Source organism: Paraburkholderia sp. BR10937, assembly GCF_040965695.1.
GTDB lineage: Bacteria > Pseudomonadota > Gammaproteobacteria > Burkholderiales > Burkholderiaceae > Paraburkholderia.
Window position 1 is genome coordinate 16492 of record NZ_JBFRCL010000027.1, and the last position, 21967, is coordinate 38458.

General features: G+C 66.4%; 19 protein-coding genes and 1 other RNA gene. 11 read left to right on the top strand and 9 right to left on the bottom strand.

The genetic code is table 11. From position 1 onward, the window contains the following. Positions 1-52 precede the first annotated feature (52 nt). Both AB4Y44_RS22305 and dnaX read right to left on the bottom strand, forming a co-directional pair. A complete protein-coding gene (locus tag AB4Y44_RS22305) occupies positions 53-379 on the bottom strand; it encodes a YbaB/EbfC family nucleoid-associated protein (RefSeq protein ID WP_028204938.1) in 327 nt (108 codons plus the stop codon). Positions 380-461: 82 nt separating this feature from the next. Beyond that, the gene (gene dnaX, locus AB4Y44_RS22310) at positions 462-2834 is read right to left on the bottom strand and encodes a DNA polymerase III subunit gamma/tau (protein ID WP_368700916.1); all 2373 of its coding nucleotides are present in this window, start codon (positions 2832-2834) and stop codon (positions 462-464) included. A 34-nt stretch (positions 2835-2868) separates the two neighbouring features. Here dnaX and AB4Y44_RS22315 point away from each other — a divergent pair, with 34 nt between their 5' ends. Continuing rightward, positions 2869-3060 carry a hypothetical protein gene (locus AB4Y44_RS22315; protein WP_368700917.1) on the top strand — a complete coding sequence of 64 codons (192 nt, stop codon included), beginning with the start codon at positions 2869-2871 and terminating at the stop codon, positions 3058-3060. Here the strand turns inward: AB4Y44_RS22315 and ffs are convergent. Further along, positions 3056-3154, bottom strand: an RNA gene (gene ffs, locus AB4Y44_RS22320) — signal recognition particle sRNA small type. The genes AB4Y44_RS22315 and ffs overlap by 5 nt on opposite strands. Positions 3155-3610: 456 nt before the next feature. Between ffs and trxA the strand changes: the two genes are divergently transcribed. The 8 genes from trxA to AB4Y44_RS22360 all read left to right on the top strand — a co-directional run bounded on the left by trxA (position 3611) and on the right by AB4Y44_RS22360 (position 12514). Continuing rightward, positions 3611-3937, top strand: a complete 327-nt coding sequence (trxA, locus tag AB4Y44_RS22325; protein ID WP_027818380.1) for a thioredoxin TrxA — start codon at positions 3611-3613, stop codon at positions 3935-3937. Between the two features lie 302 nt (positions 3938-4239). After that, a complete protein-coding gene (gene rho, locus AB4Y44_RS22330) occupies positions 4240-5502 on the top strand; it encodes a transcription termination factor Rho (RefSeq protein ID WP_027818379.1) in 1263 nt (420 codons plus the stop codon). A gap of 162 nt (positions 5503-5664) precedes the next feature. Then, positions 5665-6216, top strand: a complete 552-nt coding sequence (locus AB4Y44_RS22335) for a MerR family transcriptional regulator (RefSeq protein WP_342920459.1) — start codon at positions 5665-5667, stop codon at positions 6214-6216. Then, entirely contained in the window at positions 6213-7769 is a 1557-nt protein-coding gene (locus AB4Y44_RS22340) for an MFS transporter (protein ID WP_368700918.1), read from the top strand. The genes AB4Y44_RS22335 and AB4Y44_RS22340 overlap by 4 nt, the downstream gene beginning before the upstream one ends. A gap of 35 nt (positions 7770-7804) precedes the next feature. Beyond that, a complete protein-coding gene (locus tag AB4Y44_RS22345) occupies positions 7805-8641 on the top strand; it encodes a M90 family metallopeptidase (RefSeq protein ID WP_342920461.1) in 837 nt (278 codons plus the stop codon). 158 nt (positions 8642-8799) lie between these two features. Next, positions 8800-9063 carry a type B 50S ribosomal protein L31 gene (locus AB4Y44_RS22350; RefSeq protein ID WP_069267507.1) on the top strand — a complete coding sequence of 88 codons (264 nt, stop codon included), beginning with the start codon at positions 8800-8802 and terminating at the stop codon, positions 9061-9063. Between the two features lie 321 nt (positions 9064-9384). Next, positions 9385-11139 carry an ArnT family glycosyltransferase gene (locus AB4Y44_RS22355; RefSeq protein WP_368700919.1) on the top strand — a complete coding sequence of 585 codons (1755 nt, stop codon included), beginning with the start codon at positions 9385-9387 and terminating at the stop codon, positions 11137-11139. Positions 11140-11146: 7 nt separating this feature from the next. Further along, positions 11147-12514 carry an MATE family efflux transporter gene (locus AB4Y44_RS22360; RefSeq protein ID WP_342920463.1) on the top strand — a complete coding sequence of 456 codons (1368 nt, stop codon included), beginning with the start codon at positions 11147-11149 and terminating at the stop codon, positions 12512-12514. A 44-nt stretch (positions 12515-12558) separates the two neighbouring features. Here the strand turns inward: AB4Y44_RS22360 and lipA are convergent, their stop codons facing one another. The 6 genes from lipA to AB4Y44_RS22390 all read right to left on the bottom strand — a co-directional run bounded on the left by lipA (position 12559) and on the right by AB4Y44_RS22390 (position 18676). Further along, positions 12559-13557, bottom strand: a complete 999-nt coding sequence (lipA, locus tag AB4Y44_RS22365) for a lipoyl synthase (RefSeq protein WP_368700920.1) — start codon at positions 13555-13557, stop codon at positions 12559-12561. Between the two features lie 2 nt (positions 13558-13559). Continuing rightward, entirely contained in the window at positions 13560-14681 is a 1122-nt protein-coding gene (locus AB4Y44_RS22370) for an acetoin dehydrogenase dihydrolipoyllysine-residue acetyltransferase subunit (protein WP_368700921.1), read from the bottom strand. Positions 14682-14685: 4 nt separating this feature from the next. After that, the gene (locus AB4Y44_RS22375; RefSeq protein WP_342920466.1) at positions 14686-15690 is read right to left on the bottom strand and encodes an alpha-ketoacid dehydrogenase subunit beta; all 1005 of its coding nucleotides are present in this window, start codon (positions 15688-15690) and stop codon (positions 14686-14688) included. Positions 15691-15736: 46 nt separating this feature from the next. Continuing rightward, positions 15737-16714 (bottom strand): thiamine pyrophosphate-dependent dehydrogenase E1 component subunit alpha, encoded by a 978-nt coding sequence (locus AB4Y44_RS22380; RefSeq protein ID WP_324161944.1) that lies wholly within the window; start codon positions 16712-16714, stop codon positions 15737-15739. A 68-nt stretch (positions 16715-16782) separates the two neighbouring features. Next, positions 16783-17559 (bottom strand): SDR family NAD(P)-dependent oxidoreductase, encoded by a 777-nt coding sequence (locus AB4Y44_RS22385; RefSeq protein WP_324161946.1) that lies wholly within the window; start codon positions 17557-17559, stop codon positions 16783-16785. Between the two features lie 49 nt (positions 17560-17608). Then, the gene (locus tag AB4Y44_RS22390) at positions 17609-18676 is read right to left on the bottom strand and encodes an NAD(+)/NADH kinase (RefSeq protein ID WP_342920468.1); all 1068 of its coding nucleotides are present in this window, start codon (positions 18674-18676) and stop codon (positions 17609-17611) included. 475 nt (positions 18677-19151) lie between these two features. On the opposite strand from AB4Y44_RS22390, the gene AB4Y44_RS22395 reads away from it, so the two are divergent. Beyond that, the gene (locus AB4Y44_RS22395) at positions 19152-21158 is read left to right on the top strand and encodes a sigma-54-dependent Fis family transcriptional regulator (protein WP_342920469.1); all 2007 of its coding nucleotides are present in this window, start codon (positions 19152-19154) and stop codon (positions 21156-21158) included. A gap of 218 nt (positions 21159-21376) precedes the next feature. Beyond that, positions 21377-21961 carry a ComEA family DNA-binding protein gene (locus AB4Y44_RS22400; protein ID WP_368700922.1) on the top strand — a complete coding sequence of 195 codons (585 nt, stop codon included), beginning with the start codon at positions 21377-21379 and terminating at the stop codon, positions 21959-21961. Positions 21962-21967: the final 6 nt, after the last annotated feature.

The window sequence follows — 21967 nt, forward strand, 5'->3', positions numbered from 1 at the left end:
GGACGCGCGAGCGCCCGCCTGCCTCACGCAGACGCGGCGCTCGCCACGTTCCTTAGAACGGCATCTTGAAGCCCGGCGGCAGCGGCAGGCCGGCGGTCATGCCGCCCATCTTTTCCTGCGACGTGGCTTCGGCCTTGCGCACCGCGTCGTTGAACGCCGCGGCCACGAGGTCTTCGAGCATGTCCTTGTCGTCCGCGAGCAGACTCGGGTCGATCGACACGCGGCGCACGTCGTTGCGGCAGGTCATCGTGACCTTGACGAGACCGGCGCCAGCCTGACCCTCGACTTCGATCTGGGCGAGCTGCTCCTGCATCTTCTTCATGTTTTCCTGCATCTGCTGGGCTTGCTTCATGAGCCCTGCGAGTTGGCCTTTCAACATAGTCACTGCTCCTTCTGGATCGTAGTCGTTCGAATCGATGCGCTCACAAGCGCGCGACGCTTGCCGCGCCGCGCGGCGCAAATCAGTGGGCGGCCTGTGTACCGCCCGATGCGACATCCGGCGCGACCGGCCGGATCGAGCCCGGCACGATGCTCGCGCCGAAGTCGCGAATCAGTTGCTGCACGAAGGGGTCGGCGCCGATCTCGCGCTCGGCTTCACGTTGACGCTGGGCGCGCTCGGCGGCGTCGAGCGCGGCCGCCGTGCGGCGCGCCGGGCCGACTTCCACGCTCACTTCAACGGTTTTGCCAAGACGCTCGGCGAGCGCCGTCTTGAGCTTCGCCACCTGCGAGGCCTCGGCGTACTGCGGCACCGGCACGCTCAACTTGAGCAGCGTGCCTTCGAGCGCCGTCAGCTCGCTGTTGAACGCGAGCTGGTACGAGATGCCCTTGAGCGAAAGCGTGGCGGCGAGCGCGGGCCAGTCACCGGCGAAACCGATCGGATCGAGCGGGATGCCCGGCGGCAGCTTGCTCACGTCGACCACGGCCGGCGACGGCGTCGGCACCTGGGCGGCGGCGCGCGGCGCGGACGGCTCACTGGCGTAGGCGGGCACGAAACCGTCGTCGGGCGGCGCAAAGTACGCGTCGTCGGCGCCCAGCGGCACGTAGTCGTCAGGCGGGATATCGTCCCACGGCGGCGTGCCCGAAGCGTCTTGCTGCGCGTTGGCGTTGCGCGCTGGTTGGCGCGCTTGCGCTTCCTGCGCGGCGGCGGCGCGGCGAGCCGGATCGGGCGTCGGCACCTTCACTTCCATGCGCGGTGCGGCCTTCGGCGCGGGCGCCGGGGCAGCCGCGCCGGCAACGGCAGCGGGACGGCCCGTAGCAACGCGCATGCCTTTGCTGCGCAGCACGTCGAGCGCAGCGCTTGCACCACCACGCGCAGACGCCGCGGCGGCAGGTTCCTCAGGAGATTCGAATTGCGGCACGGGCACAGCAGCCACGCTCTGCACAGGTTGCACCTCTTCTGGCGCAGCGGGAGCGGCCGCAGCCGGTTCGACCGGAGCCACGGGCGCAGCTTGCGGCGCTGTACCCTCCTTCGTCGCAGTCTCGCCTTCATCTTCCCAGGGTGGGACGACGCGGGCTTCGGCCGCCGGCCTCGCGAGCGACGCAGGCGCGCTCGCTTGCTCGGCATCGGGCATCTTCGCCGGCGCGGCTTCGATCGACTGCGCCACCGGTGCTGCCGGCTTCGGCACGACCGGCTGCGCAACGACAGGCGCCGCACTCCGCGCCGACGCCGCTACCGGAGCCGCCACGCGCGCGCCCGTGCCCGCCGCAGCGGGCTTCGACGCCGGCGCACTGCCCACGCTGCCCGCGCTCACGGAAGGCTCGAACGCGAGCATGCGCAGCAGCGTCATCGTAAAGCCAGCGTATTCGTCGGGCGCCAGGCCGAGTTCGCTGCGGCCGAGGGTCGCGATCTGATAGAAAAGCTGGACCTGCTCCGGGTTCAACGCTTCCGCGAAACGGCGGATGTCGTCGGCTTCGGGCCACTCGTCGAGCACCGATGAAGGCGCGAACTGCGCCCAGCCAATGCGATGGAACAGACTCGCGAGGTCCTGCAGCGCCGTGGAGAACGACAGGCTGCGCAGCGCCATTTCGTCGGCGATGGCGAGCACGTTCGCCCCGTCGCCGGCCACGAGCGCGTCGATCAGGCGGATCAGATAGCTTTGATCGAGCGCGCCGAGCATGCCGCGCACCGCTTCTTCGGTGACCTGGTTGGCCGAATAGGCGATGGCCTGGTCGGTGAGCGAAAGCGCGTCGCGCATCGAACCGTCGGCGGCGCGCGCGAGCAGGCGCAGCGCCTGCGCCTCGAACTCGACCTTCTCCTCACCGAGGATGTGCGTGAGATGCTCGACGATGTTGCCCGCGGGCATCTGCTTCAAATTGAACTGCAGGCAGCGCGAGAGCACCGTGACCGGAATCTTCTGCGGGTCCGTCGTCGCGAGGATGAACTTCACGTGCGGCGGTGGCTCTTCCAGCGTCTTCAGCATTGCGTTGAAGGCGTGGTTCGTGAGCATGTGCACTTCGTCGATCATGTAGACCTTGAAGCGCGCATCGACCGGCGCATAGACCGCACGCTCGAGCAGCGCGGCCATTTCGTCCACACCGCGATTGCTCGCCGCATCCATCTCGACGTAATCGACGAAGCGCCCTTCGTCGATTTCCCGGCACGCGCGGCACACGCCGCAGGGCTTCGACGTCACGCCGGTCTCACAGTTGAGCGCCTTGGCGAAGATACGCGACAGCGTCGTCTTGCCCACGCCGCGCGTGCCCGTGAAGAGGTACGCGTGATGCAGGCGGCCGCCGTCGAGTGCATGCGTGAGCGCGCGCACCACGTGCTCCTGTCCGACGAGCGAAGCAAAATCCTTCGGTCGCCACTTGCGTGCGAGAACTTGATAGGTCATCCGGAAATTGTATCAGCAACGCCCGCGCGTCCAGATGAATCGAAAGGCGGCCAATGCCCGGTTCGCGGCCGCCGTGCAATGGCGCGAGCCAGCGATGACGGACGACGAAAACAGTGGCGATGCAGGCGTGACAAACACGACCAACGAAGAACCGCGTCGCGCAGTCAATCGCGCGGCGCCAATCTCGTATCCGGGGAGAAAAACGGAAGAAAAAAGAGGAAGGTGACGAGCCTGACCCTCGGCACTGGCGGAAAACGGCTGTGGCTGCTTCGTTCCCGACCTGACCAGGTTGACCGCCCCTCCATGCGAGGAGGCCCGTCACGGCGCATTCTAACATCGGTCGCGCGGCAAAGCGACTGCTGCGGTGCGAAAAAACGCGCCGGGCCGCTCCAGGCATCGTTGTGCGCCCCGGGAAAGACACCCTCTTGCAACGGCTCGCACCGCCTCCAGATAGCGTGGAGGAACACAAGGAATCGCACGCAAAGGCCCCGCGAAAAGGCTCGCGCCACAACCCGAATGTCCCGCCGAATGTGGCCTGGAGGACGGAAACCCTGCTTGCGGCATGAGTACTATCACCGTCGGCAACGCATAGGGATTTAGGCTACACTGGCGTCGGCAATCGGCTGGGCCACGCGGTTTGCGTGCGAATGGCGTGTGATTCGGACGTATGACTCGGGTTCGGTCTGGCCGCCAAGGCGGCCCCGGATGAATTTTCAGTTTTGGTGTATCGTGGCGAGCAATTTACTCAGCCTCGAATCGAAAGAGGTATTCATACAATGAGCGAACAAATCAAGCATATCAGCGACGCATCGTTCGAACAGGACGTCGTGAAATCCGACAAGCCCGTGCTGCTGGACTTCTGGGCCGAGTGGTGTGGCCCGTGCAAGATGATCGCGCCGATTCTCGATGAAGTCGCGAAGGATTACGGCGATCGCCTTCAGGTCGCGAAGATCAACGTCGACGAGCACCAGTCGACGCCGGTGAAGTTCGGCGTGCGCGGCATCCCCACGCTGATCCTCTTCAAGAACGGCGCCGTGGCGGCGCAGAAGGTCGGCGCGCTGTCGAAGTCGCAGCTCACCGCGTTCCTGGACAGCCACCTGTAACTTCCTTGCCGGCCGCCCCTCCCCGCCCGGGCGCATCGCCCGGCCAGCAAGGGATGCGCCATGCAACGGTGCGTGTTGTCACGCGACAACACGCACCATAAAAACACGCCGAAACTTGCTGTCGGTCTTCACTGACGGTTTCTGGCGTGTGCTATGCTAGAATTCATAAAGCGTCTACCGGCGCCCTTATAAAAGTTTCAAGCAAGCTTGAAGCAAAGTTTCAACCAAAAGTCCTTGAGCGGTTCCGCTCGCTTCTTTTCCCCCATTCTTTTCGTCGCACTCCTCCCCGACGGGTTCTCCGTATGCATCTTTCCGAGCTCAAGTCTCTGCACGTGTCCGAATTGATCGAGATGGCCAATGGCCTCGAGATCGAAAATGCGAACCGCCTGCGCAAGCAGGAACTCATGTTCGCGATTCTCAAAAAGCGCGCCAAGACGGGCGAAACGATCTTCGGTGACGGCACGCTCGAAGTGCTCCCCGACGGCTTCGGCTTCCTGCGCTCGCCGGAAACCTCGTATCTCGCCAGCACGGACGATATCTATATCAGCCCGTCGCAGATCCGCCGCTTCAACCTGCACACCGGCGACACGATCGAAGGCGAAGTGCGCACGCCGAAGGACGGCGAACGCTACTTCGCGCTCGTCAAGGTGGACAAGGTCAACGGCCAGCCGCCTGAGGCCTCGAAGCACAAGATCATGTTCGAGAACCTCACGCCGCTGCACCCGAACAAGGTGCTGCTGCTCGAGCGCGAAATGCGCGGTGAGGAGAACGTGACGGGCCGCATCATCGACATGATCGCGCCCATCGGCAAGGGTCAGCGCGGCCTGCTGGTCGCTTCGCCCAAGTCCGGCAAGACCGTGATGCTCCAGCACATCGCGCACGCCATCAAGCAGAACCACCCCGACGTGGTCCTGTTCGTGCTGCTGATCGACGAGCGCCCGGAAGAAGTGACCGAAATGCAGCGCTCGGTGGCGGGCGAAGTGATCGCCTCGACCTTTGACGAACCGGCTGCGCGTCACGTGCAGGTCGCCGAAATGGTGATCGAGAAGGCAAAGCGCCTCGTCGAAATGAAGCACGACGTCGTGATTCTGCTCGACTCGATCACGCGTCTCGCGCGCGCCTACAACACCGTTGTCCCCGCATCGGGCAAGGTACTCACGGGTGGTGTGGATGCCAACGCGCTGCAGCGTCCGAAGCGCTTCTTCGGCGCGGCACGTAACATCGAAGAAGGCGGCTCGCTCACCATCATCGGCACGGCGCTGATCGAAACCGGCAGCCGCATGGACGACGTGATCTACGAAGAGTTCAAGGGCACCGGCAACATGGAAGTGCACCTCGAGCGCCGTCTCGCGGAAAAGCGCGTTTACCCGTCGATCAACCTGAACAAGTCGGGCACGCGCCGCGAAGAGCTGCTCATCAAGCCGGACATCCTCCAGAAGATCTGGGTGCTGCGCAAGTTCATCCACGACATGGACGAAGTCGAGGCCATGGAATTCCTGCTCGACAAGATTCGCCAGACGAAGAACAACTCCGAGTTCTTCGACATGATGCGTCGCGGCGGCTAAGGCCCTCGCCCGCTCGAATCACCGCAAAACGCCCGCGACTTCGCGGGCGTTTTTCTTTTCCGGCATCGGATCGCTGCACGCCGCAACCTGCACGTGAACGTTCACGTTCAATTATAATGCGCGGCATATCCTGGTCGCCCCACGGCGAAAAAGGAGTGCCCCATGCCCAAGGATTCCCCCGCGCTGCTCACGGTGCGCGACGCCGCCGAGCGCCTGAACGTCACGCCGCGCACGCTCAAGTATTACGAAGAACGCGGGCTCGTGAGCCCCTCGCGCAGCGAAGGCCGCTACCGGCTCTACGACGAGCACGACCTCGAGCAGTTCTCGCGCATCCTGCGGCTGCGCGCGCTCGGTTTTTCGCTGCACGGCATCACCGAAATGCTCAAGCGGCCGCTCGAACAGGTCGGCGAAGGCCGCCGGCGCTATTCGCAGGAGTCGCTCCAGCAGATCGCCGACGCGCTCGCGCAGCAGATCGAGACGCTGGACACGCGCATCGCGGCCGTGCGCCGCGAGTTGAAGGAAGCGCAGACGGTGCGCGCGGAGCTTGCCGACGACCTCGACTATCTGCAGCGGCGCCTCGCGGGGGAGCCGTCCGATCAGCTGATCGAGCAGCGCCTCGCCGCCACGCGGCGCCGCAAGGCGGCCGCGGCCGCGACGGGCGGCAGACCGGCAGAGCCTTCGGGCAAAGCACGCGAGAACGACGAATCGGCATGAGCACGGCCCAGCCCCCGGAGCCGATCTTCAGCGCGGCGCGCTTGCGCGGCGACTTTTTCCCGTGGGTGCTCGCCCTCGCGACCGGCCTCGACTACTACGACAACGCGATCTTCTCGTTCTTCACGAGCCATATCGCGGGCGGCATCAACGCGTCGCCCGACGAGCTCGTCTGGTCGTCGAGCGCCTACGCCGTGTGTGCCGTTCTGGGCATCCTGCAGCAGCAATGGTGGGTGGAGCGCATGGGCTACCGCCGCTACGTGGGGAGCTGCCTGCTGCTCTATGCCGTCGGAGCGATCGCGGCGGCGCTGTGCGAATCGTCGATCGAGCTTGCCTTCGCGCGCGGCTTCCAGGGCTACTTCATCGGCCCGATGATGGGCACCTGCCGCATCCTCATCCAGATCAGCTTCACGCCGCAGCAGCGTCCGGTCGCGACGCGCGCGTTCCTCATTCTCATCGTGCTCTCCAGCGCGCTCGCACCGCTCGTGGGCGGCCAGTTCGTCGCGCATTTCGACTGGCGCGCCCTGTTCGCGTTTTCCGCGCCCGCCGGTGTGCTCTACGCCGTGCTGGCCCTGCTCGCGCTGCCCGATACGGGCCACTTGCTGCCCGAGGAACGCGGTGAAGCGCACTTCTGGCCGTACCTCATCTTCGCGTTTGCGCAGGGCGCGCTGCAAATCGCCATGCAGCAGGTGCGCTTCGAACTCTTCAGCGCGTCGCCGGAAATCATTCTGCTCACGCTCGTCGGGATCACGGCGCTCGCCTGGTTCGGCTGGCACCAGTGGCATCACCCCAAGCCGCTCATGCGCCTGCACGCGCTGCGCGAGAAGCCGTTCCAGGTGGGCCTGCTGCTCTACATGGTCTATTACTACCTGAGCACGGCGCTCAGCTACCTGGTCTCGCGGCTGCTCGAAGGCGGTTTCAACTACCCCGTCGAAAACGCCGGACGCCTCACTGGGATCACGTCGCTCATCTCGGCCGGTGCGCTCTTTTTCTATTTCCGCTACGCGAAGCTCGTGACGCACAAGAAGTGGATCATCGTGCCCGGCTTCGTGCTCTCGGCATTCATCTCGTTCTGGATGACGCGGCTCACGCCGCAGGCAAGCGAAGCCTGGCTCATCCCGCCGCTGCTGCTGCGCGGCCTGCTGCTGCTCTTCATCGTGCTGCCCGTCGCCAATCTCACGTTCCGCATCTTCGCGATCGAAGAATTCACGCACGGTTACCGCTTGAAAAACATCGTCCGGCAGTTGACGATATCGTTCGCCACGGCGACGGTTATCATCGTCGAGCAGCACCGGCTCGCGCAGCACCAGACGCGGCTCGCCGAGTTCGTGAATCCGTTCAACCCGGCGTTCCAGAGCACCTACGCGGCGCTCACGCATTCGTTCGAGATGATGGGACGGTCGGCGAGCGAAGCGCACGGACTGGCGCTCGCGGAAGTGAGCCGCATGGTCGCGCAGCAGGCGAGCTTTCTGAGTTCGCTCGACGGGTTTTACTTCCTGATCGGCGTGGCGGTGTGCGGCGGGATCTTCGCCGCGTGGCAAAAGCAGATCGACTGAACGACATCCAGACGCACGGGAACCCACACCCAGCGATGCTTTCGAAACTCTCTCACTGGTTCGACGCGCGCCGCCGCGAAAAGGCGCTGCGCACCTACGCGATCGACGACGCACTTTGGCAGGCGACGCTCGCGGGCCTGCCCTTTCTCAAGCACCTCGACGCGGCCGACCTCGTGCGCCTGCGCGAGCTGACGAGCCTTTTTATCGCGCAAAAGGAGTTCTCCACGGCGCACGATCTCGAACTGACCGACCCGATGACCGTGGCGATCGCCGCGCAGGCGGCACTGCCGGTGCTCAATCTTTCACTCGACCTCTACAAGGGCTGGGTGGGCGTGGTCGTGTATCCGGGCGAATTCGTGATCCGCAAGACCGTGGAGGACGAGGACGGCGTGGTCCACGAGGTGGAGCACGACGCGAGCGGCGAGGCGTGGGAAGGCGGCCCCGTGATCCTCTCGTGGGAAGACGCGCAGATGACCGATGGCAGCGACGCGTACAACGTCGTGATCCACGAGTTCGCGCACAAGATCGACATGCTGGGCGGCGAGGCCGACGGCCATCCGCCCCTCTTTCGGCGCTGGCACGCCCCGCTCGACGCGCAGGCATGGGCCGACGTGTTCGACAACGCCTACGACCAGTTCTGCGACAAGGTGGACGCCGTGCCGGAGCGTCGCTGGGCGCGCTTCGAGCGCGATTCGCTGATCGATCCTTATGCCGCCGACCACCCCTCGGAGTTCTTTGCGGTGTGCAGCGAGGCGCTGTTCGTCAAGCCGAAGGCGTTCGAGGCGGAATATCCCGAGCTTTACCGGCTGCTCGCGCGCTATTACCGCCAGGATCCGGCGCGCGTGGGCGCACTGGCCGGCCAGCCGGCCTGAAAACCTGTCGCGCGGGCGCGTTAAAAATTCGCCAACCGGCTGATTATCTGGCATAATCGCCGTTTTTCGACCCTTGGGTAAGTGGCTCGCGCGAGCAAAGTCGGCAACAGGGTGTTGCAGGCACGCGGGTTGGCTACCGCCAGATTTAAGGAATAACCATGAAAGAAGGCATTCACCCGGATTACCGCGAAGTCCTGTTCATCGATGTTTCGAACGACTTCAAGTTCGTGACCCGCTCGACCATCCAGACGCGCGAAACCGCCGAATTCAACGGCAAGACCTACCCGCTCGCCAAGATCGAAGTGTCGTCGGAATCGCATCCGTTCTACACGGGCACGCAAAAGATCATGGACACGGCAGGCCGTGTCGAGAAGTTCAACAAGAAGTTCGGCGCACGCGCCTCGGGCAAGGCCGGCAAGTAATCGCCTCGCCGCACCGGCTGCTGGCCGGTCCCGCATTGAACGTGCACAAAAAGGGCAGCATACGCTGCCCTTTTTTGTTGCCCGCGCCACCGTTGCGCCGTCCGCGAAGCCAGACAGGTGCGACTTACCGCCCCTTTTGAGATGTTTCCGTGGATTAACCCGCGGCTAACGCCGTGACGCGCGGTCGCCGGCCCGGCTAGAATGCCGGATTGCTCCGCGGCACACGGCCGGGCGTACCGTCTGCCGCGCATGCCCGCTTGACCTTTGCGTGTGAGCCACCCGCTCGAACACGCCCGGTTTATCCGTCTTCCTTCGTACTGCATGAAGCCAGCCATTCGACTGACCGCCTCCGCCACCAGCGCCCTGCCGCGCTGGCTGTTGCTGACCATCTGTATCGTCTTCGCGGCGTTCGGCCTGTTTGGCCGCGACCCGTGGAAGAACGAGGATGCGGCAGGCTTCGGCGTGATGTGGACGATGGCGGGCGGCACCTCGCACGACTGGCTGCTGCCCAATCTCGTCGGCAAATACGTGACCGAGAACGGTCCTCTCGGCTACTGGCTGGGTGCCGCCTGCATCCGCCTGTTCGCGCCGTGGGTCGACGCCAGCAATGCGTCGCGCATCGCCACGGGCGTGCTGTTCTGTCTCGCGTGCGCGTTCGTCTGGTACAGCGCGTACCTGCTCGGCCGCCGCCCCGAAGTGCAGCCTTTCAAGTACGCATTCGGCGGCGAGCCCGAGCCGCGCGACTACGGCCGCACCCTCGGCGACGGCGCCCTGCTCGTTCTGCTGGCCTGCTTCGGCCTCGCCGAGCGCGGTCACGAAACCACGCCGCAGCTCATGCAGTTCGTGGGCATCGCCATGCTGCTGTACGGCGTCGTGCGCGCCATCGACAAGCCGGTCCAGGGCGCCCTCTGGTGGGGCCTCGCGCTCGGCATCGTGATGCTCTCGAGCGGCCCGGTGCTCGTAGGTGCGCTCCTCATCGGCACGCTCGCCATGCTCGCCATCGCCCCCGAAACGCGCTCGCGCTGGCTGCTCGTGGCGGGCCTGCCCGTGGCGCTCGTGGTCTCGGCGTCATGGCCACTGCTGGCGCTGCACCTGTATCCCGACGACGCCGTCTGGTTCCTCAACCAGTGGGCGCACACCAACGTCAACGCCTTCGCAGGCCCCCCTGGCTACGTGCTGCGCTACGCCGCCAAGAACCTGCCGCTCTTCACGTGGCCCGCGTGGCCCCTCGCGATCTGGGCCTTCGTGAGCTGGGCCGGACTGCGCCGCAAACCGCACATCGCGATTCCGCTGTCGGTGATCGTGCCGCTGCTCATCCTCGTGGTCGTGCAGAGCCACGAATCGAACCGGCTCTTCATGCTCGTGCTGCCCGCGCTGGCGGTGCTCGCGACCTTCGCGCTGCCCACGCTCAAGCGTGGCGCGATCAACGCGATCGACTGGTTCGCGGTGCTGAGCTTCACGATCCTCAGCACCTTCGTGTGGCTCGTGTGGCTCGCGGGCATGACCGGTTTCCCGGCGCCGCTCGCGCGCAACCTCGCGCGCCTCGCGCCCGGCTTCGTGCCGCAGTTCAAGATTCTCTCGTTCGTGTGCGCGGTGGCCGTCACCGTGTGCTGGATGGTGCTCGTGCGCTGGCGCGTGGCGCGCCACCCGAAGGTGCTGTGGCGCAGCGTCGTGCTCTCGAGCGGCGGTACCACGCTCATGTGGGTGCTGCTCATGACGCTGTGGCTGCCGGTCGTCAACTACAGCCGGACCTACAAGGACGTGGCCGAGCAGATCGCCGCGCACCTGCCCGCCGACTATCAGTGCATCTCGCCCGTCCGCCTCGGCGATGCGCAGATCGCTACATTCGCGTACTTCGGCCGGATGCACTTCGCGTTCAACGAGGATTGCGACGTGATCCTGCGCCAGGACACGCAGGAATACGGCGAGCCGAGCTCGATGCCGGACTACGTGTGGAAGCTCGTCTGGGAAGGCCGCCGCGTCGCCGACCGCGACGAGCGCTTCCGCCTGTACGTGCGCATCGACCGTCCGACGCCGCCGCTCAAGAAACATGTCTGGCGCAAGCGTCCGGACTGAGGCCGCGGTGACGACGACCTTCGCCGGCGACGTCCGGCGCATCGCCGCGCTCGCGTGGCCGGTGCTGGTCGGGCAACTCGCGATCATCGCGTTCGGCGTGATCGACACCGCGATGGTCGGCCGCTACTCGGCGCTCGATCTCGCCGCGCTCGGCCTGGGTTCGTCGATCTACATCTCGGTCTATATCGCTCTCACGGGCATTCTCAGCGCGCTGCAGCCCGTAGCGGCGCAGCTCTATGGGGCGCGCAAGGACACGGAAATCGGCCTCGAAGTGCGCCAGGCGTTCTGGCTCGCGCTCGTGCTGATGGTGATCGGCTTCACGATCCTCTATTTTCCCGGCCCGCTGCTCGACCTCGCGCACGCGCCGGAGGCGCTGCGCGCGCGCACCGTCGGCTATCTGCGGCTGCTCTCGTTCGGGCTGCCCGCGGCGCTGGCCTTTCGCATCTACAGCTCGCTCGCCAATGCCGTGGGGCGCCCGCGCCTCGTGATGTTCCTGCAGGTGGGCGCGCTGGTACTCAAGGTGCCGCTCAACACGTGGCTCATCTTCGGTGGCCTCGGCGTGCCTGCGCTCGGGGGCCCGGGCTGCGCGCTCGCGAGCACCTCGATCAACTGGGCGCTCGCCTTGTGCGCGGCCTTCGCGCTCACGCGGGTGGACGTGTTCGCGCCGTTCGAAATCTTCAGGCACTTCTGCTGGCCCGAGTGGAAACGCCAGGCCGAACTGCTCAAGCTCGGCATTCCGATGGGGCTTTCGTACCTCATCGAAGTGACGTCGTACACGTTCATGGCGATCTTCATCGCACGTATGGGCACGACCACGCTCGCCGGCCATCAGATCGCCGGCAACATCGGCGCCGTGCTCTACATGACTCCGCTTTCGATCGGCGTGGCGACCTCGACGCTCGTCGCCCAGGCGCTGGGCGGCAATCGCCCCGTCGAAGCGCGCACGCTCGCGCGGCACGGCGTGGCGACGGCCGTGGCGATTGCGTGCTGCTACGGCGCGATCGTGTTCGTGCTGCGACCGCTCGTCATCGGCGGCTATACGCCGGACCCCGCCGTGGCGGTCGCAGCCATGCCGCTCGTCGCCATCGTCACCTGCTATCACGTGTTCGACGCCCTGCAGATCACCACGGCCTTCGCGTTGCGCGCCTACAAGGTCGCGGTCGTGCCGACCATCATCTATGCGCTCGCGCTCTGGGGCGTGGGGCTCGGCGGCGGCTACGCCCTGGGCTTCGACGTGACCGGCACGATGCCCGCCTGGGCGACAGGCGCGCGCGGGTTCTGGCTCGCCAACATGGCGAGCCTGCTGATCGCCGGTGCTGGACTCCTGTTTTATCTCTCGCGGGTGAGTGCGCGGTTTGTGCAAGATCGCGCCTAGCTCGTCGGCAACGGAGACGACGAGCAGTTAGTTGCAAACGTAGATCACCCCACCTCGGCCTGACGCGCCGCCTCCACGGTCTGCGCCGCGTGATACGACGAGCGGACCAGCGGCCCAGCCACAACCTCGCTGAATCCCATTGCCAGCCCCGCCGCGCGCAACGTGGCGAATGCGTCGGGATGCACGTAGCGCTTGACCGGCAGATGAAACCGCGACGGCGCGAGATATTGCCCGATCGTCAGCACTTCTACGCGATGCTCGCGCAAGTCGCGCATCGTCGCGAGCAACTCCGCATCGGTTTCGCCCAGCCCCACCATCAGCCCCGACTTCGTGACGAGCGCACCGTTGGCCGCTTTTGCGCGCGCAAGCAGGTCGAGCGAGCCGTAATAGTCCGCGCCTGGCCGCGCCGCGCGATACAGCGAGGGCACGGTCTCGATGTTGTGATTGAATACGTCGGGCCACGCGTGCGAAAGCGCCGCGAGCGCGCGCGGGATACGGCCGCGGAAATCGGGCGTGAGCACCTCGACGCCGATCCCCGGCACGCGCTCGCGCACCTGCGCAATGCAACGCGCGAAGTGCGAAGCGCCACCGTCGCGCAAATCGTCGCGATCGACCGAGGTGATGACGACATGACGCAAGCCCAGCGCCGCGACCGCTGCCGCCAGGTGCGCGGGCTCGTCCTCGTCGAGCGGCGCGGGCCGCCCGTGGGCGACATCGCAGAACGGGCAGCGCCGCGTGCACAGCCCGCCCATGATCATGAAAGTCGCGGTGCGCTGCGCGAAGCATTCGCCGATGTTCGGGCACATCGCTTCTTCGCATACCGAATGAAGCCGATGCTCGCGCAGTACGGCCGCCACGCCCGCTACGGTCTCGCTCATGAGCGGACGCGCGCGCAGCCAGGGCGGCTTCGGCAAGACCGCGTCGGCGCTGGCAGGCGGCACGATCTTCACCGGAATCCGCGCGAGCTTCTCGCGGCTGCGCAGGCCCTCCTGACCCAGCGCCGTACTCGACGAACGGGGCGTTCCAGACGTGGCGGCCTCCATGCTCAGGCTCCTTCGTCGAAGAAGGCTTTGAGCAGGCGATTGACCTCCTGCGCCGCCTCCATCTGCACCATGTGCCCCTTGCCCGCCATCACCTCCACGCGCACCTGCGACGGCAAGCCCTGCGCATGGCGCGCCGGTATGATCTGGTCGACCTCGCCCCAGATCACGAGCGCGCGCGGCGCAAGCGTCGCCACACGCTCGCGGAACACGCGCCGCTGCGCGCCGCCTTCGAACGCCTGCCCGGCAATCTTGCCGAGCGCGGCCTGCACGCCTTCGAGCCGCTTGTACTTCACTAGGTCCTCGACGAGCTGACGCGTAACCAACGCGGGATCGGCGAACAGCTTCGTCACGTGCGGCTTGAGCGCATTGCGATTGCCCGCCGCGACGAACCCCTCGATATACGCACCATCGATCTCGCTGCCAAGGCCCGCACTCGAAATCAGCGCGAGGGACGCCACGCGCCCGGGCGCCTGCTCGGCCACCGCCATGGCCACCGCGCCGCCCAGCGAATGCCCGACGAGATGCGCGCGGTCGATCTTCTGCGCATCGAGGAAGGCGATCACGCTTTGCGCAAGCTCGTCGAGGCTCCCGCTCTCGAGCGCCTTGCCCGACTCCCCGTGACCCGGCAGATCGAGCGCCCAGACAGTGCGCTCTGCCGCGAGATCGGTGTGGTTGAAGAGCCAGTTGTTGAGATCGCCGCCGAAGCCGTGGATCAGCACGACAGGCACGCCCTCGCCTTCGCCCTGCTTCAGGTAGCGCACGGTCCGGCCGCCAATCTCCGACTTTTCCGGCTGCGGTCCCGCATCGGCGTCGCCCGCCTGCGCAGGCACGAAGTCGCGCTGGAACTCTGCCACCGCGGCGTCGATATCCGCGTCGGCCGCTTCGGCATCGGCGACCACGCCGAGCAGCGCGCCCACGGGCAGCGTGTCGCCCTCCTGGGCAATCTGCCGCCGCAACACGCCCTCGAATGCGCACTCGACGCCGGACGCGATCTTGTCGGACTCCACGTCGAGCAACTCATCGCCCTTGCTGACCTTGTCGCCGGGCGACTTGAGCCAGCCGTTCACCTGGCCCTGCTCCATCGACAGGCCCCATTTGGGCATCGTGATCATGTGAATCGGCATGACTTCAGCTCCTTGCTGCGCGCGCGGCGTCGGCAATCTTCTCCGCCGAGGGGATATAGAGGTCTTCGAGCGATGCCGCGAACGGCACCGGCGTATGCGGCGCGGTGACCATGCCGACCGGGGCCTTCAGCTCCTTGAACGCCTTCTGGCCAACGAGTGCGGCAATGTCGGTCGCCATCGAGCAGCGCGGATTGGCTTCGTCCACGACCACGACCCGGCCCGTGCGGCGCGCGCTTTCGAGGATCGTTTCCTCGTCGAGCGGCGAGGTCGTGCGCAGGTCGATCACGTCCGCCTCGATGCCGTCTTTCGCGAGCTTCTGCGCGGCATCGAGCGCGTAGTGCACCATGCGTCCATATGTGACGATCGTGACGTCGTCGCCATCGCGCACGATGTTGGCCTCGCCGAACGGAATCGAATAGGATTCCTCCGGAACGTCGCCTTCCATCGTGTAGAGCAGCTTGTGCTCGCAGAAGATCACGGGGTCGTTGTCGCGAATCGCCTCGATCATGAGGCCCTTGGCGTCATAGGGCGTGGCCGGGCACACGACCTTCAGCCCCGGAATATGCGTGAAGAGCGAGGTGAGCATCTGCGAGTGCTGCGCCGCCGCGCGCAAGCCCGCGCCATACATGGTGCGAATCACGACCGGCGTGACCGCCTTGCCGCCGAACATGTAGCGGAACTTCGCCGCCTGGTTGAAGATCTGGTCGAAGCACACGCCCATGAAATCGATGAACATCAACTCCGCGACCGGCCGCATGCCGCACGCCGCCGCGCCCACTGCCGTGCCGATAAAGCCGCCTTCCGAGAGCGGCGTATCGAGCACGCGCCCGGGGAACTTGCCGTAAAGGCCCTTCGTCACGCCGAGCACGCCGCCCCACGCGTCCTGCTCGCCGGGCGCGCCCGCGCCGCCCGCGTTGTCCTCGCCCATCACGATCACGCTCTCGTCGCGGCCCATCTCCTGGGCAAGCGCTTCGTTGATGGCCTGCGAATAGGTGATTTTTCGTGCCATTTTCGTCTCCTTGATCTGGAATCCTGATGACCTGAGTGTTCAGCGCTTAAGGGTACGACACGTACACGTCCGTGAGCAGCGCCTCGGCCGGCGGCAGCGGCGCGGCCTTGGCCTGCGACACGGCATCGTCGATCAGCTGCTTCACTTCGGCGTCCACCTTGCGCAGATCGTCGCTGCTCGCGAGTTCGGCGCGCACCACGCGCTCCTCGAAGCGCTTCAGACAATCCTTTTCTTCGCGCAGCTTCTGCACTTCGCCAGGGGCGCGGTAGGTTTGCGCGTCGCCTTCGAAGTGGCCGAAATAGCGCGAGAGCTTCATCTCCACGAGCGTCGGGCCGCCGCCGCTGCGTGCGCGTGCAATGGCTTCGCCCAGCGCCTCGTGCACGGCGAAAAAGTCGAAGCCGTCGACGATCACGCCCGGCATGCCGAAGCCGTTCGCGCGGTCGGCAATGTTGTCGGCCGCGACCGACCATGTGGACGAGGTCGCCTCGGCGTAGCCGTTGTTTTCCGCGACGAAGATCACCGGCAAGCGCCACACGGAGGCGAGATTCATCGACTCGAAGATCACCCCCTGGTTCGACGCGCCGTCACCGAAGAAGCACACGCCCACGCCACCGGTCTTCTTCTGCTTGGCGGCGAGCGCGGCCCCGCACGTGAGCGGACCGCCGGCACCGACGATGCCGTTGGCGCCCAGCATGCCCTTCGACAGATCGGCGATGTGCATCGAGCCGCCCTTGCCCCGGCACGAACCCGTGGCCCGGCCATAGATCTCGGCCATCATCTCGCGCACGTCCACGCCCTTGGCGATGCAGTGGCCGTGGCCGCGGTGCGTGGTGGCGACGTAGTCGCTATCGTTCAGATGGCTCATCGTGCCGACCGCGGAGGCCTCCTCGCCCGCGTACAGGTGCACGAAGCCTGGAATTTCGCCGGTCGCGAACTCGACGTGCAAGCGTTCCTCGAACTCGCGGATCGTGCGCATCGAGCGATACGCGGTGAGCAACTGCTCCTTGTTCAACTGAACTGACATGGTTGTCTCCTGGGTGTATGACGCTGTACCGCTCCGGATCAAGCCTGCTGCGGGAAATGCCACTGCTCCTAGTGAAAAGTGAAACCGCCGTCGACGTTCACCGACTGGCCCGTGACGTTGTCCATCGTCGCGAAGAACAGGGCGAGCCGGCCCATGTCCTCAGGCGTTTGCGCGCGGCCCTGCGGGATCAGCGTGAGCTGATGGCGCTGCCAGGACTCTTCGACGCTCTCGCCTTCTGTCTTCCATTCGTCGGAGAGCCGGTCCCACATGTAAGTGCGCACGATGCCGGGGCATATCGCATTCACGGTGATGCCCTCGCGGGCCACCTCCTTGGCGAGCGCGTTGGTGAAGCCGACCACCGCAAATTTCGAGGCGCTGTAGTGCGCGAGATTCGGGAATCCTTCCTTGCCCGCGATCGAAGCGACGTTGATGATCCGCCCACGCTTTTGCGTGCGGAAATGCGGCAATGCAGCCTTGCAGCCGAGGAACACGCCTTTCGCATTGACGCCCATGACGAAGTCCCAGTCCCGCTCCGTCAATTCGGATACCGGACTAATTGAAATCACGCCGGCGCAGTTCACGAGAATATCGAAGCCACCGAATTCCGAAAGCGCCTGCGAGACCATCCCTTCGAGCTGAACGGCCTGGGTGACGTCGACTTTGGCAAACGCAGCGCGTCTGCCCAGCGCCCGTATTTCATCCGCAGTCGCGGCAAGCGGTTCTTCCAGCAGATCGGCGAGCAGCACGTCCGCGCCGGCCTGCGCGAGCGTGAGCGCAATGCCGCGGCCGATGCCGCGCGCGCCGCCGGTCACGATCGCGACCTGGCCTTTCAAGGGTGTGTCCATGTCAACGTCTCCTTGTTTCGGTTATGCGTGGAGGGAGCAAGCCAGATCGCTATGCGCGCGCGGCGGCCTCGCGCAGCAACTGATGCGACGCCGCGTAACGCAACGTGCGCGCGACATCGACGGTCAGCGGACCATTCCAGTCGAGCGTCACTTCATAGCGGTCGCCGCGTGCCGGTTCGATCTCGCGCTCGCCGTCGAACGCGAGCGTGCCGTGGTCGGCTTCGAGCGGCAGCGCCACGCCGACTTCGAGGCGCTGGCAGGTGCACATCGTCAGGCGCTCGACGCGGCCCGGCGCAATCGGCGCGAGCAACGGCACGCCCGCGCCGCTGCCCTCGGGTGCACCAGGCTGAGCGAACGTCATATGCAGACCATGCGCCGCATCGCGCCCGACCGGCGCCCATGCCCCGCCGATCGACGAAAGACCGATGCCGTCGGGCGGCGCAAAGGTCAGAAAAAGTGATTCGATATCCGAACTTTCTGAAATCGCGCGCGCACCGATGAACGGCTGACGCGCCACGCAAATGTCGACCAGCGCGATTTCTTCGCGCCCGCGCGACGGCCCTTCCACGCAGCGCGCGACGAGCCGCTTGTTGCGCGAGAGCGCCGACCCGGCCGGCACCGCGCCGGTCGCGACGAGCGCGCCCGCGAGGCCCGCGACGGTGGCCTCGCGCAGTTCGGGAAAGGCGTTGTTGGTGCCGGTGGAGAGCGCGAGCAGCGGCGTCGCGCCGCAATGCGCCGCGACGGCGCGATGCGTGCCGTCGCCGCCCAGCACGGCGATCAGCGCGACCTCCTCACGCATCATGTGATCGACGCCGGCGTGCGTATCGGCAACGCTTTCGCTCACCGGCAGGTCGACGAACACGACTTCGGGCCAGGGTTCGTGCGCGGCAATCGCCGCGTGCGTCTCGAGCGCGCGCAGGAGCAGCGCGGCCACGCCGGTGTTGTCGCGCAACGTGAGCACGCGCGCCACGCCGAGCGCGCCGAGACCCGCGAGCAGGCGTACGACCATGTTCGCCTTCTCGGCCGTGGGAAAGACGGATGCATGCGAAGTGAGACGGCGGATGTCGCGGCCCGATGCGGGGTTCGCGATCACGCCTACGGTCACGGGCGTCGTCACGGGTCTTGTCTCCTGTTGGCGTCGCACCGTGCATTGCGTGCGCCGCTTTTGGCAGCAGACTCTGCAAGCGTCATGCCAATGACGTCGAGAATGCGCGGCGATAGCGCAGAAGGCCGTGTGACGGGGTTCTGCGGCAAATGCACGGCGTGCCGCCTGCACGATTCGCGTCGCGCGCGGCGTCTCAGCCGCCGTCTCGCGTGTACGATGCGCCGGTCGCACCATCAGCCGTCCCCATGAAGGAAAACGCGCACGGCCCCGCGTGGCCTGCCCGAGCTGCGACTGAACGCCCCTCTCCCCCGCATTGAAATGCGGGACGCGACACGCTGAGACGTTCGTCTCAGCCGTCTCGCATGCTGCGCTGCGGTGTGATCGCGCGCAAAGGATGTGCTACAAAAGACTCCCGCCGAACGCTTTCCGGTCCGACGTAACCCGACGTTACCCGACGCTCACCGCGAGCCGTCGCCTGGAACCGCTCATGCCCTACGCCCTTGCGTCTACCCGGCACGCCGAGCGCGTGCGTGGCGCCGTAGAAGGCCGGCTGCCCGCGCCGTCCGATTCGCCGCGCCTCGTCTCGTCGTGGCAGCGCTCGTTCGAGCGCTATCAGCTGGACCCCGGCTCCGTGATCGGCCCGCGCGTGCTGAGCGCCGCCGAGCTGCGCGAGATCCGCGATCGCGAGGAGTCCTTTCTGCGTGCCTCGGGCCAGTGCCTCACGCGGCTGCACGACATGGTGCGCGAGGCCGACTACTGCGTGATGCTGACCGACGCGCACGGCGTGACGATCGACTACCGCCTCGACCGCGAGCGCCGCAACGACTTCAAGCACGCGGGGCTCTATATCGGCTCGTGCTGGTCCGAGAGCGAGGAAGGCACCTGCGGCATCGCGAACGTGCTCACCGATCTCGCGCCCATCACGGTGCACAAGACCGACCATTTCCGCGCCGCGTTCACCACGCTCACGTGCAGCGCCGCGCCGATCTTCGCGCCGGGCGGCGAGCTGATCGGCGTACTCGATGCGTCGGCCGTGCAGTCGCCCGACAATCGCGAGAGCCAGCGCATCGTCAACCAGCTCGTGCGCCAGAGCGCCACGCTGATCGAAGACGGCTATTTCCTGCATCGTCTCGCGTCGTGCTGGATCCTCTTCGGTCACCAGAATCGCAATTACGTCGAAGCGCAGCCCGAGCTGCTGATCGCCTTCGACGAGAACGGCAACGTGGTCGCCGCGAACCGGCGCGCGCGCGAATGCATGCCCTGTCTCGACGGCCCGCGTCATATCGACGAGATCTTCGATTCGTCGCACGTGCAGTTGCGCGACATCGGGCGCATCGAGACCATCGCAGCGCTGCGCCTGCGCGCGAACGGCTCGATGCTGTATGCGCGCATTCGCGCGCCGCTCGGGGCGAGCGGTTACGGCGGACACAGCGTACGCAGCGGACCCAGCACCGGCGCGGCGCATGGCGCCATGCCGCTGCGGCGCGATGCCGCCGAGACGCACGAATACGACCGCAGCGCACTCGGCCCCTTCCTGCGCAGCGCCGACGCGCGCGTAGCCGAGAACGCGCGCATCGCGCAGCGCGTGGCGGGCAAGCGCCTGCCGATCCTGCTGCTCGGCGAAACCGGCGCCGGCAAGGAAGTGTTCGCGCGGGCCATTCACGACGCCAGCGCGCGACGCAATCGCCCGTTCGTCGCGGTGAATTGCGGGGCGCTGCCCGAGTCGCTGATCGAGAGTGAGCTGTTCGGCTATGCGCCGGGCGCGTTCACGGGCGCGCGCCGCCACGGCGCACGCGGCAAGATCGCGATGGCCGACGGCGGCACGCTCTTTCTCGACGAGATCGGCGACATGCCGCTCGCGCTGCAGACCCGCCTGTTGCGCGTGCTGGCCGAGGGCGAAGTCCTGCCGCTCGGGAGCGAAACGCCGGTGCGCGTCGACATCGACGTGGTCTGCGCGACGCACCGGGACCTCGCGCAGATGGCCGGCGCGGGCGCATTCCGCGACGATCTCTACTATCGCCTGAGCGGCGCGGTGCTCACGCTGCCGCCGCTGCGCGAGCGGCGCGACATCGCGATGCTCATCGACACAGTCTTCGCCGAAGAAGCACAGGCCGCCGGCCGGCCGCTCGCGCTCGACGCCTCGCTCGCGACGCGGCTCGCGAAGTTCGCGTGGCCCGGCAACCTGCGGCAGTTGCGCAATGCGATGCGCTACGCATGCGCCGTCTGCGACACCGTGCTGGTCGAAGCGCGGCACCTGAGCGCTGACCTCGCGGCGGGCCTGCCGCCACTCGCAGCGCCGGCCGCGTCCGGCTGCCCAGCCGGCATTCCGCCAGCATTGCCGCTCTCCGACGAAGACGAGCGCGCACGCATCGTCGCGGCGCTCACGGCGCACCGCTGGCGTCCGAACGCCGCCGCGCAGGCGCTGGGCATCTCGCGCGCGACGCTCTACCGACGCATGGCGAAGCTCGCCATCGTCGGGCCCCATCGCGTTTGAGCCGGTTTGCGCTGACCGCTGCGCGTTTCGCGTCGCCCGGTTGCACAGAAGTATTAAATATTGTGCGGCGCGATTTACTTGCCACACTTGGGCCGGTATAAATCGAGCGCTTGCGATCCACAGATACGCCATCTGGCCTATTCTTGTACCGCAGCCCCCTCCGCTGGATGCGTCGTCCGTTCCCGGCTAACTGAAATGCCCTCAATGGAGTGATTGCCATGCTCAAGAAGCTGCTGATGCTGTTCCTCGCAATCGGCCTGTCGCTGTCCGCCGTGCTCGCCGCAGCCGTGGAAGTGAACACCGCCGACGAGACCGCGCTCGAATCGGTCAAGGGCATCGGTCCCGTCCATGCCAAGGCGATCATCGACGAACGCACGAAGAACGGCCCGTTCAAGGACGCCGACGACCTCGTGAACCGCGTCAAGGGCATTGGCCCGAAGTCGGTGCAGAACCTCGAGGCGGCAGGGCTCACGATCAACGGCTCCTCCGCGCCGCCGGCAGGCAAGACGGTTGGCGCGAAGAGCGGCAAGAGCGCCGCCGCCACGAGCGCCACGCCCGCTGCGACCACGGCCAATCCGATGACGGCGCAGACGCCTGCGGCCGCGACCACGGCGCAAGCCGCCTCGGACACGGCTGCAGGCAAGTCGAAGCACAAGAGCAAGAAGGACAAGGCCGCTGCCAGCGCGCCCGAAGTGGGCTCCGCTGCGGCTGCGCCGGCCACCGCATCCGATACGAAGGCGAAAAAGCCCAAGAAGTCGAAGAAGGACAAGGCCGCATCGGCGGCGGCCGCTTCCGGCGCCTGATCGCCG

Excerpts from the sequence above, each read along its gene's own strand:
- AB4Y44_RS22305 (WP_028204938.1), bottom strand. The coding sequence starts at position 379 with ATGTTGAAAGGCCAACTCGCAGGGCTCATGAAGCAAGCCCAGCAGATG.
- dnaX (WP_368700916.1), bottom strand. The coding sequence starts at position 2,834 with ATGACCTATCAAGTTCTCGCACGCAAGTGGCGACCGAAGGATTTTGCT.
- AB4Y44_RS22315 (WP_368700917.1), top strand. The coding sequence starts at position 2,869 with ATGAATCGAAAGGCGGCCAATGCCCGGTTCGCGGCCGCCGTGCAATGG.
- trxA (WP_027818380.1), top strand. The coding sequence starts at position 3,611 with ATGAGCGAACAAATCAAGCATATCAGCGACGCATCGTTCGAACAGGAC.
- rho (WP_027818379.1), top strand. The coding sequence starts at position 4,240 with ATGCATCTTTCCGAGCTCAAGTCTCTGCACGTGTCCGAATTGATCGAG.
- AB4Y44_RS22335 (WP_342920459.1), top strand. The coding sequence starts at position 5,665 with ATGCCCAAGGATTCCCCCGCGCTGCTCACGGTGCGCGACGCCGCCGAG.
- AB4Y44_RS22340 (WP_368700918.1), top strand. The coding sequence starts at position 6,213 with ATGAGCACGGCCCAGCCCCCGGAGCCGATCTTCAGCGCGGCGCGCTTG.
- AB4Y44_RS22345 (WP_342920461.1), top strand. The coding sequence starts at position 7,805 with ATGCTTTCGAAACTCTCTCACTGGTTCGACGCGCGCCGCCGCGAAAAG.
- AB4Y44_RS22350 (WP_069267507.1), top strand. The coding sequence starts at position 8,800 with ATGAAAGAAGGCATTCACCCGGATTACCGCGAAGTCCTGTTCATCGAT.
- AB4Y44_RS22355 (WP_368700919.1), top strand. The coding sequence starts at position 9,385 with ATGAAGCCAGCCATTCGACTGACCGCCTCCGCCACCAGCGCCCTGCCG.
- lipA (WP_368700920.1), bottom strand. The coding sequence starts at position 13,557 with ATGGAGGCCGCCACGTCTGGAACGCCCCGTTCGTCGAGTACGGCGCTG.
- AB4Y44_RS22370 (WP_368700921.1), bottom strand. The coding sequence starts at position 14,681 with ATGCCGATTCACATGATCACGATGCCCAAATGGGGCCTGTCGATGGAG.
- AB4Y44_RS22375 (WP_342920466.1), bottom strand. The coding sequence starts at position 15,690 with ATGGCACGAAAAATCACCTATTCGCAGGCCATCAACGAAGCGCTTGCC.
- AB4Y44_RS22380 (WP_324161944.1), bottom strand. The coding sequence starts at position 16,714 with ATGTCAGTTCAGTTGAACAAGGAGCAGTTGCTCACCGCGTATCGCTCG.
- AB4Y44_RS22385 (WP_324161946.1), bottom strand. The coding sequence starts at position 17,559 with ATGGACACACCCTTGAAAGGCCAGGTCGCGATCGTGACCGGCGGCGCG.
- AB4Y44_RS22395 (WP_342920469.1), top strand. The coding sequence starts at position 19,152 with ATGCCCTACGCCCTTGCGTCTACCCGGCACGCCGAGCGCGTGCGTGGC.
- AB4Y44_RS22400 (WP_368700922.1), top strand. The coding sequence starts at position 21,377 with ATGCTCAAGAAGCTGCTGATGCTGTTCCTCGCAATCGGCCTGTCGCTG.